This is a genomic window from Flavobacterium piscis (assembly GCF_001686925.1).
Lineage (GTDB): Bacteria > Bacteroidota > Bacteroidia > Flavobacteriales > Flavobacteriaceae > Flavobacterium > Flavobacterium piscis.
Genome location: NZ_LVEN01000046.1, coordinates 528,522 through 548,327, shown reverse-complemented (window position 1 = coordinate 548,327; position 19,806 = coordinate 528,522). Strand labels below are relative to the sequence as shown.

The window sequence follows — 19,806 nt, the reverse complement described above, 5'->3', positions numbered from 1 at the left end:
TAATGAAGAAAAACCCCACCTCAATTCTGGCCATAATCTGCATTTTAGCCATTCTTGGCATCATATACGCCTCGATGATGCCACAGTGGATTTCAAAAGATGAAGAAGCTCTTGCTGATTTTTCTACCGAAAGAGCGCTAAACCAAGTCGAAATTATTGCGCAAAAACCACATTATGTTAGCTCGACCAATCATGAACTGGTTGCCAATTATCTTAAACTTGAACTCAATAGGATTGGATTGGAAACCTCTATTCAGGAAGGTTTTACCCTCAACGATAAAGGATTATTAGTAAAGTCTAAAAACATTCTGGCCCGAATTAAAGGAACTGATAGCTCAAAAGCGCTATTACTATTATCTCATTATGACAGTGCACCGCATTCATTTTCTAAAGGTGCAAGCGACGATGCCTCAGGAGTTGCTACTATTTTAGAAGGAGTTCGTGCTTTTTTATACGCCAAGCAACCCCATAAAAACGATATTATTATTCTTTTTTCTGATGCCGAAGAATTGGGTTTAAACGGAGCTGCTCTTTTTGTGAACAAACATCCATGGGCAAAAGAAGTTGGACTTGTGATCAATTTTGAAGCAAGAGGTTCTTCAGGACCAAGTTACATGTTAATGGAAACCAACAAGGGAAATCAGGCGCTTGTAAAAGAATTTGCCAATGCAAAAACCCAATATCCGGTTTCGAATTCGCTCATGTACAGTATTTATAAGATGCTTCCTAACGATACTGATTTAACCGTTTTTAGAGAACAGGGAAATATTCAGGGTTTTAATTTTGCTTTTATCGACGGACATTATAATTATCATACGCAACAAGACGATGTTCAGCATTTAAGCAAAACCACATTAAAACATCAGGGAACGTATTTAATGCCTTTACTAAAATACTTTTCGAATGTTGATTTGAACGCTACCGATTCTGCAGAAGATGATGTCTATTTCAGCGTTCCGTTCTCTTTCATAAGTTACCCCTTTACCTGGGTTTTTCCAATGACGATTATTGCTTTAGGTTTATTGATTCTTTTTATTTTTATAGGAAAAGCCAAGCGTGTCATTACTTTCAGAGAAATTTTCAGAGGATTTGTTCCTCTTTTAGGCGCCATCATTATCTCAGGATTAGTTACTTTTTTAGGATGGAAAATTTTACTTCAAATTTATCCTCAATATTCTGATCTCCTTAACGGATTTACTTATAACGGACATGCTTACATTGGTGCTTTTGTATCGCTGAGTATCGCCATTTCTTTTGCTTTCTACCATCATTTTTCAGAAGCAAAAATCACAATGAATCATTTTGTAGCACCTTTGCTGCTTTGGATTATCATCAATGCATTTCTGGCAAATAGCTTAACAGGCGCTGGATTCCTGATTATTCCGGTTTATTTTGGCATTATGCTATTCGGTATTTTTGTCATTACCAAACACTATAGCTTAGGCGTAAATTTATTATTCAGCATTCCTGCATTGGCCATTATTGCGCCTTTTATTGTGATGTTTCCAGTTGGTTTAGGTTTAAAGATCCTTTTTGGAAGTGCTGTCCTAACCGTTTTACTTTTCGGATTATTACTTCCTGTATTTGGTGACTTCTTTAAAAAAGGAGCATGGACTATGTTCTTTTTTGCTGTTTCTATTGGATTTTTCATCTATGCCGGTTACCATTCTGGCTACCAACACGGTGAAGCAAAATCAAACAGCTTATTATATGTTTATAATGCCAATACCAACTCCGCAGTCTGGACCACTTATGATGTCAATTTAGACGAATGGACTAAAACTTATTTAGGAGAAAAAAATCAAAAAGCCGTTGGTTTAAATTCATTGCCTCTAGCCAGCAAATACAATTCCGGATTTACTTACAGCGCAATTGCTCCTGTTGTTGATATTCCAAAACCAACGATTGCTTTCCTAAAAGACAGTGTTGTAGGTAATAACAGATATCTGAAAATTAAAATTACTCCAAACAGAAAAGTCAATCGTTACGATATTTACGCGAATCCTAAAATGACATTTTTTAATTTTAAAGCCAATGGTGTTGCAACTTCCGGAGAAAAAGGAAACCGTTTAGAAAGAGATGGCGCAAAAATACTATGCTATTATGTTGTAGGCAATGAACCGCTCGTAATGGATTTCTATATTAATAAATCTTCTGTTTTTGATATGGATTTAATCGAAAGTTCATTCGATTTAATGACAAATCCGTTATTACAAATAAAACCAAGAAGCGACTGGATGATGCCTACTCCATTTGTTTTAAATGATGCTATATTAATTCAACAAAAAATAAAAAAATATACAGCACCGGTAGCTACTCTTGCACCTGCAACCGCAGTAAAAGACAGTACTGTTATTGCAAAAGACAGTTTAAAACCTGCTGTAAAACCAGAATAAATAAACTTTTCTAACCTAACCATTATGAAGAAAACATTTCTGCTTTTTGTTACTTTAAGTTTTTTCAATGCTAAGAGTCAGACCTTAGAAGAAAAAATAGCTACAAAAGCCTGCACTTGCCTGGAAAAAAGCAAAGAAGTAAATGAAGAAATCTACAGAAATTGTTTGACCAATTCGATGGCAGAAGTAGTTTTGCAGGATAAAGATGCAAAAGTAAGAGAAGGCATTAATACGGTAGAAGGAATCAAGTCTCTGCTTCAAAAATCAGATGAAACTATTGCCAAAACCTGTTCGAAGTTTTTACCAAAAACACCTGAAAACAAATCAGATATTTATTATAGTGATTCTAAAAATGAAAAGGCACAAAATTCTTATATCATTGCAAAAGATTTTATGCAGGCTCAAAAGTATAAACTAGCGATAGAAGGTTTGCAAATGGCATTAAAACAAGATCCAAAGTTTGTTTTGGCCCTAGATGATCTGGCTGTTTGTTACAGACAATTAAATGATTACGACAACGCCATAAAATATTATAAAAAGTCACTCGAAATATATCCTGAAGGCGAATATGCTTTAATGAATATTGGAGTAGTTTATTCACTAAAATCAGATTATAAAACGGCTATCGATTATTACGAAAGGCTTATAAAATATCAGCCCAACAATGCTGAAGGATATTTTGGCGCCGGAAAAAACTACCTGCAACTCAACAATGACGAAAAAGCATTGAACGATATTTTTATAGCCCACAGAATATATACTGCAGACAAATCAGAATATTCAAAAGACACCGAAATGCTTATGGGAGCTATTTATCAAAAAATGGTAAAAGAAAACAAAGAAGATGTTTTCAAAAAAATTGCGGCAGAAAACAATATTGTCATCGAATAATTCGGATATAAATCAAAAATCAAGGGCAAACTTTAAAATTAAAGTTTGCCCTTTTTCTTTAACAGGCACATTCAATTTTCAATCCTGCTTTTACTCCGTTTGTTCCTTCGGTGGAATATCCGTCAAACTTCCACCACTCGATTCCTCCCATTAATTCTTTTACTTTAAATCCTAATTTTGCCATATTCAAAGCGCCCCTTGTCGAAGCGTTACATCCAATTCCGTCGCAATACGTCACATACAAAACATCTTTATCCAGATGTTTTGTAGTTTCAGCCGTCATTTCGCGATGCGGAATATTAATGGCTGTCGGAATATGTTCGGCTTCAAAACCAAATGCTTTTCTTGCATCAATTACAATTACTTTCTCACCATTGTTCAAAGCATCAAATAAATCAGAAGGATCCATTTCGAAGGCCAGTTTGTTTTCGTAGTGTTTAATTTGTGCTTCCATTTTTGTTGTGTTTTTATGATTAGTTATTTCAAAAGTACTTCAACCATAAATGTGATAAAAACGAAAAGAATTCATCAACTTGATTACTTTTTTTCATCAAAAAACCATTTTAAAATTTTGTTCCTTTGTAATTCTAATTCCCAAAAAATGGAAATCCGTCATTTAAGATTAATAAAAGCAATTGTCGAAGAAGGAAGCATCACCAAAGCGATTGATAAATTGCATTTGACACAATCGGCGTTGAGCCACCAACTCAAAGAAGCCGAATATCAATTGGGAACTCCCGTTTTTTTGAGAACCAATAAAAAGCTGGTTTTGACCAAAGCCGGCGAAAAAATCTACGAATTGGCCAATGAAATTCTGGAAAAACTCTCGCAAACCGAATCTCAAATCAAGCAAATGGTATATGGAGAACACGGCGAAATAAGGATTAGTACCGAATGTTTTTCGAGTTATCACTGGCTGCCATCGGTTTTAAAACAATTTCATCTTTTATATCCCAATGTCGATTTAAAAATTGTAACTGAAGCCACACATATTCCGTTGCAGAAATTATTAGAAAACACCATTGATATTGCCATTATCAGCGATCAGATCAAAGACAATAACATCAAATATATTGAACTTTTTCAGGACGAAGTCGTAATGGCGGTTTCTGAAAACCATGCCTGGGCGAATAAAAAGTACGTCGTTGCCGAGGATTTTACCAACGAACATTTATTGATTCATTCCCTTCCGATGGAAACGGTTACAATTCATCAGTTTGTTTTGGCTCCAGCCAAAGTAACTCCAAAGAAAATCACTCCCTTACCATTAACCGAAGCATCTCTGGAAATGGTTAAAGCCGATATGGGCGTAATGTCGATGGCAAAATGGGCCTTGTTACCACATTTAAAAAATAATCCCATAAAAGCCATTAAAATTGGAAAAAACGGATTGAAAAGAAAACACTTTATTGCCATTCGCGAAAACGAAAAATATCCGGATTACTTTCATCATTTTATTACCTTTTTACAAAACGAAATCAATCTGCAATGGAATATTCAATAAGAAATTGCGAAATAGCTGATGTACCAAAATTGGTCGTTTTGTGCCAAAAACATTCTGAATTCGAGAAAGCCGATTATTCTCCGGACGGAAAAGAGGAAGGTCTTAAAAAAGCTTTGTTTAACAAACAACCCAAATTACATTGTTTGGTCGTGGCCACAAAAGAAACGATCATAGGTTATGTTTCTTATACTTTTGATTTTTCGACTTGGGATGCAGCACCTTTCATGTATATGGATTGTTTGTTTTTGGAAGAAGAAGCCAGAAGTTTTGGAATTGGAGAGATCTTAATTGATACACTCAAAGAAATTGGAAGAGAGAAAAAATGCATCAATTTGCAATGGCAAACACCACAATTTAACGAAAGAGCCATAAAATTTTATCACAGAATTGGTGGAACAGGCAAAGATAAAGTTCGATTTACATTAGATTTATAATATAATTGAAGCTAAAATTATTTAATACTATAAATTGAATAGCGTCCAGCTTTAGTTGGATGTAAAATATAGTTGCGGAAAAAGGCTTTAGCCAAACTAATCTTGATTTGGCTAAAGCCTTTTTCTCTTTAAATCTTATTTCTCCAGCTGAAGCTGGAGCCTATTCAAAAAAAAATTCGACTTTGCCTTTACTGTTCAACCTTAATGATAATTTATCACAAGTTGCGAAAACACTATTTTTTTTAAATTTTAATTTTAAGACTGGAATCTTTGTCCCTTTGTATCTTTGTAACTCTGAACCTCAAAAAAATGAAAAATATAAGCATATTAGGCTGCGGCTGGCTAGGTTTGCCTTTAGCGAAAACCTTAATCGAAAAAGGACATTCAGTAAACGGTTCTACAACTTCTGAAAGTAAATTGCCGATATTAGAAAATGCCGGAATAAATCCGTTTGTTGTCATCCTGAGGGATCCCGAGGCTTCGGGAGAAGGAGCGCTTGAAAGCGAAAGTGTTTCAGAAAGTATACATAATTTCCTCAATAATACTAAAATCTTAATCATAGATATCCCGCCTAAATTACGAGGCAAAAATGCTGATTCATCTCAATCTTCACGAAAGATTTTTGTCGAAAAGATCAAAAATTTAATTCCGTTTATAGAAAAATCAACAGTAAAAAAAGTACTTTTTGTAAGTTCAACCTCTGTTTATGGAGATGAAAACGGAATTATTACAGAAGAAACTATTCCGAATCCTGAAACCGAAAGCGGCAAACAATTGCTTTTGGCAGAAGCGCTTCTTCAAAAGAATCAAAACTTCGAAACTACAATTTTACGTTTTGGCGGTTTAATTGGTGAAGATCGTCATCCGGTTAAATTTCTGGCAGGAAAAGAAAACCTCGAAAACCCGGACGCTCCGGTAAACTTAATTCATCAAAAAGATTGCATTGCAGTTATTGAAGAAATCATCCATCAATCAAAATGGAATGAAGTTTTTAATGCTGTTGCACCTTTTCACCCAACTCGTTCAGCATATTACACTCAAAAAGCAAAAGAGCAAAACTTGATTTTACCAAAATTTAGCGCTGAAAAATCGAATATTAAAAAGGTTATTTCGAGCGAAAAAGTCGAAAACAATTTAAAGTATCAGTTTAACATAGAGAACTATTAAACCTTTATAATTTTCACCATATAAGTTATATAAGTTCATTTAAACCAAACTGCAAAGCTTTGTGACCTCCTAAATAAACGATTTTTATTAACCGCAGCAAACTTTGTAAACTCTTTGAAACCGCTGTAGGCTTTGTGGTAAAAAACTTAAATCTTAAATTTACTTATATAACTTAAATCGTTTAAAAAACTTTGCGAACTTTGCGTAAACCCTTTGCATCTTTGCGGTTAAATAAAAAACTATGGAAACAGTCTATATCAATTCGCCCTTAGGAATCACCAAAATTGTTGGAGATGAAGATGGTGTTGCTGTAATTTCTGTTTCAGATGTTGGCACCAATGAAGTTTCTCAGGAAATTCCGGAAATTTTAAAAGAAGCAGTTTCACAACTTCAGGAATACTTCGACAAAAAAAGAACTGATTTTACTTTCAAACTAAATCCAAAAGGAACTGAATTTCAGCAGAAAGTCTGGAAATCCTTATTAGAGATTCCGTACGGAAAAACAGTAAGTTATATGGATCAGACCAAAAAATTGGGCGACATAAAAGCAATTCGTGCCGTTGCATCTGCAAATGGTAAAAATCCGTTATGGATTGTGGTTCCCTGTCATCGAGTTATTGGCACAAATGGTTCTTTAACAGGTTATGCCGGCGGTTTATCCCGTAAAAAATGGTTAATCGAACACGAAAACCCAACTACACAACAGAGTTTGTTTTAAAACACAAATTTCACAGATTTACACGAATTAAAATTATAGCTTTATATTTACAAAAAGTAAGTTCGTGTAATTGTTTTACTCAAAGTAATCTGTGCCAATTAGTGTAATTAGTGCTAAACTAAAATTATGATTGAAAAAATAAACCTCAATAACATTTTATTTCTGGATATAGAAACCGTTCCCGAAGAAGAGAATTTCAATTCGCTTGACGCGGAAATGCAATCGCTTTGGGATCATAAAACACAATACCAGAGAAAAGACGATTTTACACCAGAAGAATTTTACGACCGCGCTGGAATTTGGGCTGAGTTTGGAAAAATTATCTGTATTTCTGTTGGGTATTTTACCATCAAAGGTGACATCAGGAATTTTAGAGTAACATCGTTCTTTGGTGATGAAAAGAAGATACTTCGTGATTTTAATAATCTAATCAACAATCATTTTCATCAGCCGCAACATCTTTTATGCGGACATAATGCGAAGGAGTTTGATATTCCGTTTATTGCCCGACGCATGATTATCAATCAGATTGCAATTCCGGACAAACTAAATTTATTTGGCAAAAAACCTTGGGAAATTCCGCATTTGGATACTTTAGAATTATGGAAGTTTGGCGATTACAAACACTTTACTTCCTTAAAACTATTAACTAAAATTCTGGGAGTTCCATCACCAAAAGGCGATATCGACGGAAGTCAGGTCGCTCACGTATTTTATGTAGAGAAAGATATTGACCGAATTGTTACCTATTGCGAAAAAGATACCATTGCCGTGGCTCAGATTTTCCTGCGTTTACGTCGTGAAGATTTATTGATTGATGATGAAATTATTCATGTATAGGTGGAGGTACAAAGGCACAAAGTTAAAAAGGTTCAAAGTTTACTAACAGGCTCAAAATGTTTTACTAAATGACGCACCAGGAAATATCTCATTATCGTCTTGTTTCTCAGAAACTTTATAAGACAAGCCCAAATTCTCCACAAGAAATTGTAAAACATCTGTGCGCAATGCAGGCTCAGGATTATGCAATGGCAAAATGGGCAATTGGTTCCAGATGCGAGGCTACTGAAGCAGCAATTGAAGAGGCTATAAATTCGGCACAAATTATCAGAACGCATATTCTTAGACCGACCTGGCATTTTGTTTCGGCAGAAGATATTTATTGGATTTTGGATCTGTCAGGACCACAAGTTCAGAAAATGACTATTTCTGCTGCCAAAAAATATGGTTATGATGTACAGATGCTCAACCAAATTAATTCTCAAATAGAAAAGTTATTAGCCCGAAATAATCATTTAACTCGTGACGAAATCATGCTAGAACTGAACATAAAAAAAGGTTCAAGTCAGGATTTTTTAGCTGCAGCTATTATGATGCATGCCGAGCTCGATGGTTTAGTATGCAACGGAAAAATGAAAGGCAAACAAATAACGTATGCCTTATTGGAAGAAAGGGTTTCGAAACCTAAAACTAAGTTCACCAAAGAGGAAGCTTTAGCAAAATTAGCCCTAAGGTATTTTGAAAGTCATGGCCCTGCAACCCTTCTTGACTTTTCCTGGTGGTCTGGTTTTCCGCCAACTACCTGCAAATTGGCACTTAGTGCAATTGAGTTGCAATTGAATTCGTTCCAGATTGAAAATCAAATCTACTGGTTAAAAAAAGATATCTCTGATGAAACCTACTTCCGCGAAAGCGTTCATTTTCTCCCGGCTTTTGATGAGATTTTAATTTCGTATAAATCCAGAGAAGCTTCTATTTTAGTAGAGCATCAATCTCAAGCTTTCACAAATAATGGAATTTTTAAACCTATTATTCTCGAAAATGGAAGAGTCATAGGAACCTGGAAACGAACGATCAAAAAAGATCACGCAAAAATAGAAACGCAATTTTTTAATGAACCCGAAAGTTCAAAAAAAGAAATTCTGTTTGAAGGTATTAAAGCTTTTGAGAACTATCTGGGAAGTAAAGTTGTTATTGAATAACTTTAATTTTCATTAAAATACTATCGTTTCTTAGAAATACTTCTTCTATCCTTGATAAAATCTTTGCGCATACAATCGCTAAATAATTATATTTACAAAAAAAATTAGCATTATGGTATTAAGTAGATTCTGGTTAGTGATTTTTATTTCCTCAATTGTCTTTATTGTGGTCAGTTTATTTACTGCCAACACTTATACTATTGATTCTGTTATAAACGGAAAAAAAGACGATCCTATTCTGGTCTCAGAAAAGTACATTCATGAACTTCCTGCCTTTATCAAGGACAGCATTCAGAAAGCGCCGGATCAGACCATGATTATTAATCGTGATACGCTTAATTCGGATACTACTTATGTTTATAAAAATAAAACGGTAAAAATTTTCAGCGGTCTTCAAAAATCTGATGGTTTATTGCCAACATGCAAAAGCACTTTGGTCGATTTGATCTTACCACTTATTGCTTATCTGGCTTTTTTCTGCGGATTAATGGAACTTTTAATTATTTCAGGAGCATCCGGAAAATTAGCCAAAGTTTTGAGTCCGGTATTTGTAAAGGTTTTTCCGAGTATTCCTAAAAATCACCCTTCTATATCCTATATGACATTAAACTTTGCTGCGAATTTCCTCGGATTAGATTCGGCTGCAACTCCTTTTGGACTTAAAGCTATGGAAAGTTTACAGGAAATAAATCCCGATAAAGACAGAGCGAGTGATGCTCAAATCATGTTTATGTGTCTTCACGCTTCGGGTTTAACTTTAATCGCGACTTCAATTATTGGGTATCGCGCTGCGGCAAATGCTACGAATCCTGCCGATGTTATGCTTCCGTGTATTATTACCTCTTTTATTGGTACTATTGCGGCATTTTTGATTGTGGGTATTAAACAAAAAATTAATTTTAAAAGTGCTTCTCTTGTCATTGTCTTAATCGGATTAATTGCCGCGATTATTGGTTTGCTGATGTACGTTAACCATTTAGATTTAATTGGAAAAAACTACTTTACTTCTAATCTTTCGGGATTAATATTAATTGGAATTATTGCGTTTACTTTGATTTTTTCATTCAAACACGAAAAGAAATTTAGCGATGCTAATACAACTGTTTTCGAGACATTTGTAGTGGGCGCAAACAACGGTGTTAAAACCGGAGTTACTATTTTTCCTTATGTATTGGGAATGTTAGTGGCTATTTCTCTTTTCAGAAACAGTGGTTTGTTCGAAATCATAAGCGATGCAATTGCATTTGTTTTTTCGAATATGGGAGTAAGTAAAGAAATTACGAATGCATTACCGGTAGCTATGCTTCGCCCGTTTAGTTCTGCAGGATCACGCGGATTTTTAATTGACTCAATGAATACGTTTGGTGCAGATTCTTTGACAGCCAGATTAAGCAGTATTTTTCAGTGCAGTGCCGAAAGTACTTTTTATGTAATTGCGGTTTATTTTGGTTCTGTAAATATCAAGAACACGCGTTATGCCTTGGGCACAATGCTTTTGGTGGATCTTATTTGTGTTATTACGGCAATTTTTGTGGCGACTTGGTTTTTTTAAATCATTATGATTTTATCTAAACTGGACTGAAGTCCAGCCCTACAATATAGGGCGAGCCTACGGCTCTTTTTTTAGAGTTCCTGAGGAACGATTTATATTGTAGGGCCGGATTTTAATCCGGTTTAATATATAATCAATTATATTTATTTTTTTGTAAGAATATTTTGTATTATTGTTGCGGATTTAAATCGTTACCAACAAATACAAAATGTCAAATACTTATCATCAAGTTTATATTCAGGCAGTTTTTGCAGTAAAATATAGGGAAGCAACTATTACAAATGACTGCAAATCAAAAATATTAAGTGTCATCGGAAATTTAATAAATGAAACGGGTTGCAAAACCTTAATTGTAGACGGAACAGAAGATCATGTTCATTGTCTTTTCAGCCTTAAGCCAACAATTTCAATTTCGGAATTAATGAAAATTGTAAAAGGGAAATCATCAAAATTTATAAATGATCATCAATTAACAAAACATAAATTCGAATGGCAGGAAGGTTATGGTGCTTTCTCCTACAGCAAATCTCATATTGATGCTGTATATAAATATATTGCTAATCAAGAGGAGCATCATAAAAATCAAAATTTTAAAGATGAATATATTTCTTTTTTAAATAAATTTAATGTCAAATTCGATGAAAAATATATTTTTGAAAATTTAATATAATTATATTTAAACTGGACTGAAGTCCAGCCCTACAATATGGATCGAGCCGATGGCTCTTTATTAGAGTTCCGGAGGAACGGATTGTTTTGTAGGGCCGGTTTTTAATCCGGTTTAAATTAGAATCGGATCCATAGCTCTTTTTTTTAGAGTTCCGGAGGAACGGATTTATATTGTAGGGCCGGATTTTAATCCGGTTTAAATTAGAATCGGATCCATAGCTCTTTTTTTTAGAGTTCCGGAGGAACGGATTATATTGTAGGGCCGGATTTTAATCCGGTTTAAAAATATGAATCAAGCAATTTTAATCCGGTTTAAAAATAAAACCAAATTTCAATTCATTGAATTAATAAAATACCACACAGTAATGAAACCACAATATCTTTTTATCGCATGCCTTTTAATAGCTTGCCAAAAGCCAAAACCAGTCGATCAGGCAATCGCTGCAACTCCGGGAACTAAAACCGAAACCATTGCAGCTAAAGAGAATTTCTTAAAAACAGATACAATTTCTATTGCTGATTATGGAGAGACATCAGAGGACAATTATATTCTGGCAAATCTTCTAGAGCAAAAAGCAGACAAAGACAGTATTGTTACGGCAAAATACCAACTTGATTTTTATCAGAATAAAACCAAAACTACTACTTCAAAAATTACCATCAAGGGAGTCGATAAAGGTTCTGAATGGGCCGCTATCTACGGATTAGGAACAGAAAGTGCCAAAAATTCCCCCTTTATTCAAATTAGTTTTGGATATCCGGCTTGTGGTTATAATCAAAGTCATTATTTGTACTATTTAAAAAATAATGATATACAATTGGTTTATGATTGGTATACGATGTCTGATAGCGGTTGGGGAAGTTGGGTCGAGTTCGAAAATCCTTCGGCGAAAGCCAATCCTGAATCGTTCTACTGCAAAACGGTTTCTTTTGAACCCGATGATAATGATGAAAACATGGGAATAGCAAAACATTCCGATTCGATTGTTTTTCGCTTAAGCGGAAATCAATGGCAAAAGCAATTGCTTTCGGCAAAAGACAAGACTTATTTTGAGAAAAAAATGAGTTTTGATGACTTTCATAAACAAGAATAAACACTTTAAAACATAGCTTATTCAAATTCTTTCTTAGGTAAATAATTTCTAACTTTGTCAAAAACAAAGAAATGATTGATTTTATATACCAAGACCCTTATCCTATTTTAAAGGATGATACACAGTACCGCAAAATTACTTCTGATTTTGTAAAAGTAGAACAATTTGGAGAACGTGAAGTTCTGACCGTTGATCCAAAAGGATTAGAATTATTGGCCGAAGAAGCCCTTACAGATGTTTCTTTCATGTTAAGAACAACGCATTTGCAAAAACTACGTAAAATTCTTGATGATCCTGAGGCGACAGACAACGATCGTTTTGTAGCTTATAATTTATTACAAAATGCTTCGGTTGCTGCCGAAGGTCAATTACCAAGCTGCCAGGATACCGGAACAGCGATTGTAATGGCAAAAAAAGGCGAAAGTATCTTTACCGGTGTTGATGATGCAGAATGGCTGAGCAGAGGAATTTTCAATACGTACCAAAAACGCAACTTACGTTATTCGCAAATTGTACCGATTTCGATGTTTGAAGAAAAAAATTCAGGATCGAATCTTCCGGCACAAATTGATATTTATGCTAAAAAAGGAACTTCGTATGAGTTTTTATTTATGGCAAAAGGCGGTGGATCTGCTAATAAAACATACCTATATCAGCAAACAAAATCATTATTGAATGAAAAATCAATGGATGCTTTTGTTCGCGCAAAAATAAAGGATTTAGGAACTTCAGCTTGTCCACCTTATCATTTGGCTTTAGTAATTGGAGGAACTTCTGCGGAAGCAAATTTAAGTGCTGTTAAGAAAGCATCTGCAGGATATTACGATCATTTGCCTACTTCAGGAAACATGGCGGGTCAGGCTTTTCGTGATATCGAATGGGAAGCAAAAGTGCAGCAAATTTGCCAGGAAAGTGCCATTGGCGCTCAGTTTGGCGGTAAATACTTTACACATGATGTTCGTGTGATTCGTTTACCACGTCACGCGGCTTCTTGTCCGGTTGGATTAGGGGTTTCTTGTTCTGCTGACAGAAATATCAAAGGGAAAATTACGAAAGACGGAATTTTCGTTGAACAATTAGAAGTAAATCCAAAACAATTTTTACCGGAAACAGCTCCGCATTTAGAAGCTCCTGTTGAAATTGACCTCAATATGCCAATGGCTGATATTTTGGCTAAACTAACTCAATACCCAATTAAAACACGTTTAAAACTAAACGGAACCGTAATTGTTGCCCGCGATATTGCACACGCAAAAATCAAAGAATTACTAGAAGAGGGTAAACCAATGCCGGAATACTTTAAAAACCATCCTGTTTATTACGCTGGACCGGCAAAAACTCCGGAAGGAATGGCTTCAGGAAGTTTTGGCCCAACAACTGCAGGACGTATGGACGTTTATGTGGATGAATTCCAGAAACATGGCGGAAGTATGATTATGCTGGCAAAAGGAAACCGTACTAAACAAGTAACTGATGCCTGTAACAAATATGGCGGATTTTACTTAGGTTCTATTGGCGGTCCTGCTGCAATTTTAGCTCAGGATAATATTTTAAAAGTTGAAGTAGTTGATTTTGAGGAATTAGGAATGGAAGCGGTTCGTAAAATTACAGTTAAAGATTTCCCTGCGTTCATTATTACAGATGATAAAGGAAATGATTTCTTTGAAAACTTATAAATGCTATAGCCACAAAGGCACTAAGGCGCAAAGATTATTTTCTTTGCGCCTTTTTTATTTAGTAAATATGAGAATAAAAAAACTTTGTGTCTTAGTGTCTTCGTGGCAAATCATTACACTTTGTGGCAAAATCACGCGACTTCTTTCTCGAAAGCAATAAAGTGCGTCAGTTTTCCTTTTAAGTTAAAAACCGGAGCTCCATTGATCTGACAATTGTAGGTTCGGCCATCTTTTCTGTAGTTTTGAATTGTTTTTTCAAAAGGAATCTGCAATTTGATTGCTTCTCTGATTTCTTTTAAAACCACTTTAGAGGTTTTGGGACCCTGAAACATTTTTGGGGTTTTCCCTAAGATTTCTTCTTCTTTGTATCCGGTCATTCGCCTGATTCCGTTTGAGGCAAAAATGATCTTTAAATCAAGATCTGTCACTAAAACTACTTCTTCCTTAATGCGTTGTTCGATCTCCAAATTTGTTTCATTCCAGGTGAATTGATTCGAAATTTTATTTACTTTTTTCAAATCAGAGAAAATAGCTTTCAATTCATTTAAATATTCATAATGAAAATCCCATGCCAGGATAGGAACTGAATTGCGATGCGACGCTTCATCAAAATTGGTGTTTTTCATTTTGAATAATTTAAATAATAATGTCTTTTACCAAAGATAGAGCGTAAATTCATCACAAATTGATTTTATTCCCTATTTAACGATTGTTTAATAAGAGTTAGAAAGTAAATTTTAGTTGTACTACAACCGCTTTTTTCTCTTCGGTGTTGAGGTTATTAAGCGAAATTCCGAGCAATCGGACTGAATCTTTCATTTTTTCCTGATATAATAATTCTTCTACTGTTTCGAGAATCAGACTTTTATCTGAAATAAAATAAGGCAAAGTTTTGCTGCGGGTTTGTTGCGTAAAATCACTGTATTTTATTTTAAGCGTAACCGTTTTTCCTGAAATTTTATGTCTTTGTAATCGTCTTTCAAGTGATGTGGCAATTTTGTCGAGCTGTTCCAGCATGAAAATTTCAGAGGTCAGATTGACATCAAATGTATTTTCTGCCGCAACAGATTTGGTAATACGATGTGATTTTACTTCGCTATTATGAATTCCCCGAACTACATTGTAATAAAAAGCGCCTGATTTCCCAAAATGCTTTTCCAGAAATTCAACCGATTTACTTTTTAGATCTGTACCGGTAAAAATGCCCAACTGGTACATTTTTTCCGTTGTTACTTTTCCAACACCATAAAACTTTCTGATGGGCAATTCTTCCAGAAAAGCTTCAACTTCATCCGGATTTACAGTTTTTTGTCCGTTTGGTTTGTTGACATCACTGGCAATTTTGGCTACGAATTTATTGATCGAAATTCCCGCAGAAGCTGAGATTCCAACTTCATTCAAAATTCTTAACCTTATTTCCTGAGCCAGCAAACTCGCACTTGGATTTCCTTTTTTATTCTGGGTTACATCCAGATAAGCTTCGTCGAGCGATAGTGGCTCAACCAGATCTGTATAATCGTGAAAGATAGCGTGAATTTTTCCTGAGATTTCTTTATACCGATCAAATCGTGGTCGTACAAAAATAATTTCAGGACAATATTTTTTGGCCAAAACACCACTTATAGCACTGCGTACACCAAATTTACGCGCTTCGTAACTAGCTGCCGAAACCACTCCTCTATTCTCTGAACCTCCAACAGCAATAGGTTTTCCGCGCAAAGCAGGATTATCCATCTGCTCTACCGAAGCATAAAAAGCATCCATATCAACATGGATTATTTTTCGATATGTTGGCGTGTCTGACATTATGCAAATTTAAACAGGAAACCTTGAAAATGAGTTGAAGTAAGTCATAAAAAAAACCGCAGCTTTTTTAAAACTGCAGTTTTTCTTATTCATTAGATCATTCTGTTTTATTTGAAATCTATTCTAATTTTCATTGGCTCGCTAATATATGGTCCTGTTCTTAAAGCTACTGTTCCTTCAAAATAAGTTGCTTCCTTATCGCTTACAAAGAAAAAAAACTTATCCACTGTTTTTACAGGAATTGGATAATTAACCTCAGTGGCCTGTGCATTCATATATTTAAAACTAGCATCTGATTCATAAGCACTTAACTCAATTTCTCCCGTACCATAAAGATCAGTAAAAACTAATGCTGTACGTGATTTATAATAACGATATGCTGATCCTGGCAGTAAATCTAAATTAAAATTATATCTAAAATTACTTCCTTTCAAAACCATCGTTTCACCACCTTTAAAAGCAGCTTTATTAATAGATGAAATTACTGGCATTTTTTCTTCCTGTACTACAATATCTTTTTCAAAGTAAGTATCGATTAGATTGTTATATCTTACTGATAAGAAATATTTACCTGCCGGAACTCCGCTAGAAATTATAAACTCTACTTTTTTTGTATTAGAATTAATAGAATATTCTAAATCATACGATTTAAACGTTGATACATCTTCTAATCTTATTCCTGAAATTCCACTTGTCAAAATACTACTTTGGATCGTGTTTTTTATATTATGAAAATAAATATAATCCTGTGTAGGTTCCTGTTCATTTGAACTGTGAGCAAACAGTATCGTATAATCTTCAACATATTGATAGTTGATTTTATTAAAAGTCTTACTTCTCACTATAAAATGATCCGTATAAACCTGATCTGTTGTCTTATTTTTAATAACTAAAGTATAGACTCCTTCATTTTTAGGAGCAGCTTTAAATGCAACTCTTTGAATCCTTTTATCAGCAAAACCAATTCGAGTATCTTCAACGCGATCTAATACAGCTGCTAAAACAGTACCATCCTCATCAGTAAGTTTAAGATCCCAGTTTCCTAAATTTGTATCGAAATCTATTGCTAAAAAAGTAATATCACCACTATTAAGAGAAGGCAGCACAACATCTTTCTCAAATTCTAAGAACTCGAATTGTTTAGATTTGGCATCATCATCACCCGAACAGGATACTATAAATAAAGAAAGAAGAAATAATAAAGTAATTTTTGATTTCATAGACTTATTTTTTAAGGCGTAATTTTTGGCAAATATAAATTTTTAAACTTGTATTTTTTAATAAAAATTTAACCGAAAATTCTTTCAAATAAAATGAGCCGCTTTTTTCCTGATTAAAGATTCTCAACTTAATGTTCACAAACAAATCATTTTCTTTATTTTTGTATTTCTACATGAAATAATAAAAAATGCGAACATTTGTTATAGGCGACATACACGGCGGACTACTCGCGCTTGAACAAGTGATGAAAAAAGCCAAAGTTACAACCCGGGATACTCTTATTTTTTTAGGTGATTATGTTGATGGATGGAGCCAGTCACCACAAGTAATCGATTATTTGATGGACTTGCAAAGCAAACAAAACTGCATTTGCATTAGAGGAAATCATGACGAATTATTATTGTCTTGGTTTAAAACCAAAAATGATGAGATCGACGAAACTTTATGGTTCAAACACGGTGGCGAAGCTACTGTATTGGCGTACGAAAAAGTAAGTGAAGAAAAAAAACAAATTCATATTGGCTTTTTAGAATCTTTGGAGGATTATTATCTTGATGATGAAAACCGCCTTTTTGTTCATGCCGGCTTCACTAATTTGAATGGTGTAAAATATGAATATTTCCCTAAACTATTTTATTGGGACAGAACACTTTGGGAAATGGCACTTTCATTAGATCCTAATTTAAAGATTGATGATTTGCTTTATCCAAAACGTTTTACACTATATAAAGAAATTTATATCGGGCATACTCCTGTTACCCGAATTGGAAAAACAATTCCTGTACAAAAAGCCTGCGTTTGGAATGTAGATACCGGCGCTGCCTTTAGAGGCCCTTTGACCATTATGGACGTGAATACCAAGGAATTCTGGCAAAGTGACCCGTTAAATGAATTGTATTCTAACGAAAAAGGCAGAAATTAGATCATAAAAAACTATTTTTGCATTTTTAAATAATTAATTTTTAAGTTTATGAAAAAGGTTATTACACTTTTGTTTTTAGTATCATTTGGATTTACACAAGCTCAACAAGCTTTTAAAGGAAAAGGAGATGTTAAAGTTAACGTTGGTGCTAACATACAAGATGGTGGTTCAGGAATTCAGGGTTCTGTTGATTTTGGTTTAGGTGAAAATTTCTCTTTTGGTTTTGTTGCTAATTATTTATTGGGTGTAGATAATTTTAATGGTTTTTACCATAGTAACCCAACTCCTTACAATGATTACAAACCTGATTTTAGTGATCGTTTTGATGCTAAAGCCAGAATTAATGCTAATTTAAGCAGTGTTATTGGTGTTGATCAATTAGATGTTTATCCTGGTTTAAGTTTAGGATTGCACAATTTTGGCGGTCATGTTGGTGGTCGTTACTTTTTTACTGATGGATTTGGTGTTTTCACAGAACTTGGTTTTCCAATTGCAAAATACGGTAGCAACGACGGAGTATTCGATCACTTAAACAATCAGTTTACTTTTAGTTTAGGAGCTTCTTTTAATTTGTAAAAAAGACTTTTGCTACAAAGACACTAAGTTTTTTTTGCAAAGTTGAAGAAAGAAAAAAATCTCGCAAAGACGCTAAGTCGCAAAGATTATAAACAACAAAAACCGCCTAATTAGGCGGTTTTCTTATTTCGTATAGATAGTTTTACTTCTTATTTACTAAGTAGAATACTCCAGTCAGCTCCGCTGTAAATTTTATGTTTTGCTGAAAAACTTCCCTGGTTTACGGCCAATGAAAAGTTTAAAAGACTGTTGAAGTAACAAACATCAGTACCTACGGCAACTTCTCCAAAAGTATTTACCAGTTTCAATTTTCCTTCGTATGCTTTTTTAGTTCCGTTGAAAATCTGGATTTTAACAAAATCACCTGCTTTCAAATCTAAATTAGCAAAAGCTTTCTTGTCGATATTTGTCCATACATTTCCGTATTGAATATCTAAAATCGGAATTCCACCTTTGATGATGCCTTTTTCGAAAACCGGTTTTTGGTAATCGATTTTTACTACTTCGTTTGGTAATTTTGGTCCCACTTGTTCAAAAGTAATGGTTTTAGATGCTAAACGAGCTCCTGTATAAGCATACACATCACGACCATGAAAAGTATACGATTCGTTTGAGTTTTGACGACGGTTTTTTACTTCATCGATCTCGCGAATTTCCTGAATTCCTAATTGTTCTGCAATTAGAGTCAAAGTTCCGTTATCCGGAGTTACAAAATAATGACCTGACTTGGTTAACAAAACCACAGAATGCCTTGCTGTACCTACTCCCGGATCACAAACTGATACAAATACGGTTCCAGCAGGATAATATTGAGCCGTTTGCGACAAACGATATGCTGCTTCCCAAATATTAAATGCCGGGATTTCATGAGTAACATCAAATATTTTAATATCGGTCGAAACTCCCATTGCTACCCCTTTCATCGCAGATACTGCCCCATCTTTCAAACCAAAATCTGATTGAAAAACTAATACATTATTTTGTGCGAAACTATTAAAAGTAATAGCGCACAAAAAAAGTAATAAACGTACTTTCATTTTTTTTCTTTTTAAATTTTCAGCAAAGATATTTCATTAAATTCAAAAACTGACACCATCAACTTACAAATAATATCATTTTATAAATCAATTTTGATTATTTACAATTACATTTGCATTTTATTCATTATCCTATCTAAGTAGTAGACAAATACCCGTTC

The 19,806-nt window shown here is 34.3% G+C and carries 19 protein-coding genes; 14 read left to right on the top strand and 5 right to left on the bottom strand.

Translation table 11 applies throughout. From position 1 onward, the window contains the following. Positions 1–2: 2 nt before the first annotated feature. Together FLP_RS23485 and FLP_RS23480 are read left to right on the top strand one after the other, a co-directional pair. On the top strand, positions 3–2,396 hold the full coding sequence (locus FLP_RS23485) for a M28 family peptidase (protein WP_083195935.1): 2,394 nt from the start codon (positions 3–5) through the stop codon (positions 2,394–2,396). A gap of 24 nt (positions 2,397–2,420) precedes the next feature. Continuing rightward, positions 2,421–3,287 carry a tetratricopeptide repeat protein gene (locus FLP_RS23480; RefSeq protein ID WP_065451905.1) on the top strand — a complete coding sequence of 289 codons (867 nt, stop codon included), beginning with the start codon at positions 2,421–2,423 and terminating at the stop codon, positions 3,285–3,287. A 58-nt stretch (positions 3,288–3,345) separates the two neighbouring features. Here the strand turns inward: FLP_RS23480 and FLP_RS23475 are convergent, their stop codons facing one another. Further along, on the bottom strand, positions 3,346–3,741 hold the full coding sequence (locus tag FLP_RS23475) for a rhodanese-like domain-containing protein (RefSeq protein ID WP_065451904.1): 396 nt from the start codon (positions 3,739–3,741) through the stop codon (positions 3,346–3,348). A gap of 147 nt (positions 3,742–3,888) precedes the next feature. Here FLP_RS23475 and FLP_RS23470 point away from each other — a divergent pair, with 147 nt between their 5' ends. The 10 genes from FLP_RS23470 to FLP_RS23425 all read left to right on the top strand — a co-directional run bounded on the left by FLP_RS23470 (position 3,889) and on the right by FLP_RS23425 (position 14,083). Continuing rightward, positions 3,889–4,791, top strand: coding sequence for a LysR family transcriptional regulator (locus tag FLP_RS23470; protein ID WP_065452024.1), 903 nt, complete (start codon positions 3,889–3,891; stop codon positions 4,789–4,791). Continuing rightward, positions 4,776–5,225 (top strand): GNAT family N-acetyltransferase, encoded by a 450-nt coding sequence (locus FLP_RS23465; protein WP_065451903.1) that lies wholly within the window; start codon positions 4,776–4,778, stop codon positions 5,223–5,225. Before FLP_RS23470 ends, FLP_RS23465 begins: the two co-directional genes overlap by 16 nt. Positions 5,226–5,534: 309 nt before the next feature. Beyond that, a complete protein-coding gene (locus tag FLP_RS23460) occupies positions 5,535–6,392 on the top strand; it encodes an NAD-dependent epimerase/dehydratase family protein (RefSeq protein WP_065451902.1) in 858 nt (285 codons plus the stop codon). 241 nt (positions 6,393–6,633) lie between these two features. Beyond that, on the top strand, positions 6,634–7,110 hold the full coding sequence (locus tag FLP_RS23455) for a methylated-DNA--[protein]-cysteine S-methyltransferase (RefSeq protein WP_065451901.1): 477 nt from the start codon (positions 6,634–6,636) through the stop codon (positions 7,108–7,110). Positions 7,111–7,236: 126 nt separating this feature from the next. Further along, positions 7,237–7,950, top strand: coding sequence for a 3'-5' exonuclease (locus FLP_RS23450; RefSeq protein ID WP_065451900.1), 714 nt, complete (start codon positions 7,237–7,239; stop codon positions 7,948–7,950). Between the two features lie 68 nt (positions 7,951–8,018). Continuing rightward, a complete protein-coding gene (locus FLP_RS23445; RefSeq protein WP_065451899.1) occupies positions 8,019–9,092 on the top strand; it encodes a winged helix DNA-binding domain-containing protein in 1,074 nt (357 codons plus the stop codon). A gap of 112 nt (positions 9,093–9,204) precedes the next feature. Next, the gene (locus FLP_RS23440) at positions 9,205–10,644 is read left to right on the top strand and encodes a nucleoside recognition domain-containing protein (RefSeq protein WP_065451898.1); all 1,440 of its coding nucleotides are present in this window, start codon (positions 9,205–9,207) and stop codon (positions 10,642–10,644) included. Between the two features lie 208 nt (positions 10,645–10,852). After that, on the top strand, positions 10,853–11,314 hold the full coding sequence (tnpA, locus tag FLP_RS23435) for an IS200/IS605 family transposase (RefSeq protein ID WP_065451897.1): 462 nt from the start codon (positions 10,853–10,855) through the stop codon (positions 11,312–11,314). Positions 11,315–11,678: 364 nt separating this feature from the next. Further along, positions 11,679–12,407, top strand: a complete 729-nt coding sequence (locus tag FLP_RS23430; protein WP_065452023.1) for a hypothetical protein — start codon at positions 11,679–11,681, stop codon at positions 12,405–12,407. Positions 12,408–12,478: 71 nt separating this feature from the next. Continuing rightward, a complete protein-coding gene (locus FLP_RS23425) occupies positions 12,479–14,083 on the top strand; it encodes a fumarate hydratase (RefSeq protein ID WP_065451896.1) in 1,605 nt (534 codons plus the stop codon). 131 nt (positions 14,084–14,214) lie between these two features. Here the strand turns inward: FLP_RS23425 and FLP_RS23420 are convergent, their stop codons facing one another. The 3 genes from FLP_RS23420 to FLP_RS23410 all read right to left on the bottom strand — a co-directional run bounded on the left by FLP_RS23420 (position 14,215) and on the right by FLP_RS23410 (position 17,109). Continuing rightward, on the bottom strand, positions 14,215–14,709 hold the full coding sequence (locus FLP_RS23420; RefSeq protein ID WP_065451895.1) for a PAS domain-containing protein: 495 nt from the start codon (positions 14,707–14,709) through the stop codon (positions 14,215–14,217). Positions 14,710–14,806: 97 nt separating this feature from the next. After that, entirely contained in the window at positions 14,807–15,889 is a 1,083-nt protein-coding gene (gene dinB, locus FLP_RS23415) for a DNA polymerase IV (protein ID WP_065451894.1), read from the bottom strand. Positions 15,890–15,996: 107 nt separating this feature from the next. Beyond that, positions 15,997–17,109 (bottom strand): hypothetical protein, encoded by a 1,113-nt coding sequence (locus FLP_RS23410; protein WP_065451893.1) that lies wholly within the window; start codon positions 17,107–17,109, stop codon positions 15,997–15,999. A 188-nt stretch (positions 17,110–17,297) separates the two neighbouring features. Here FLP_RS23410 and FLP_RS23405 point away from each other — a divergent pair, with 188 nt between their 5' ends. Both FLP_RS23405 and FLP_RS23400 read left to right on the top strand, forming a co-directional pair. Continuing rightward, the gene (locus FLP_RS23405) at positions 17,298–18,032 is read left to right on the top strand and encodes a metallophosphoesterase family protein (RefSeq protein ID WP_065451892.1); all 735 of its coding nucleotides are present in this window, start codon (positions 17,298–17,300) and stop codon (positions 18,030–18,032) included. 48 nt (positions 18,033–18,080) lie between these two features. Next, positions 18,081–18,608, top strand: coding sequence for a DUF6646 family protein (locus FLP_RS23400; protein WP_065451891.1), 528 nt, complete (start codon positions 18,081–18,083; stop codon positions 18,606–18,608). A 149-nt stretch (positions 18,609–18,757) separates the two neighbouring features. On the opposite strand, the gene FLP_RS23395 is transcribed toward FLP_RS23400, so the two are convergent. After that, entirely contained in the window at positions 18,758–19,645 is an 888-nt protein-coding gene (locus FLP_RS23395) for an SAM hydrolase/SAM-dependent halogenase family protein (RefSeq protein ID WP_065451890.1), read from the bottom strand. Positions 19,646–19,806 lie beyond the last annotated feature (161 nt).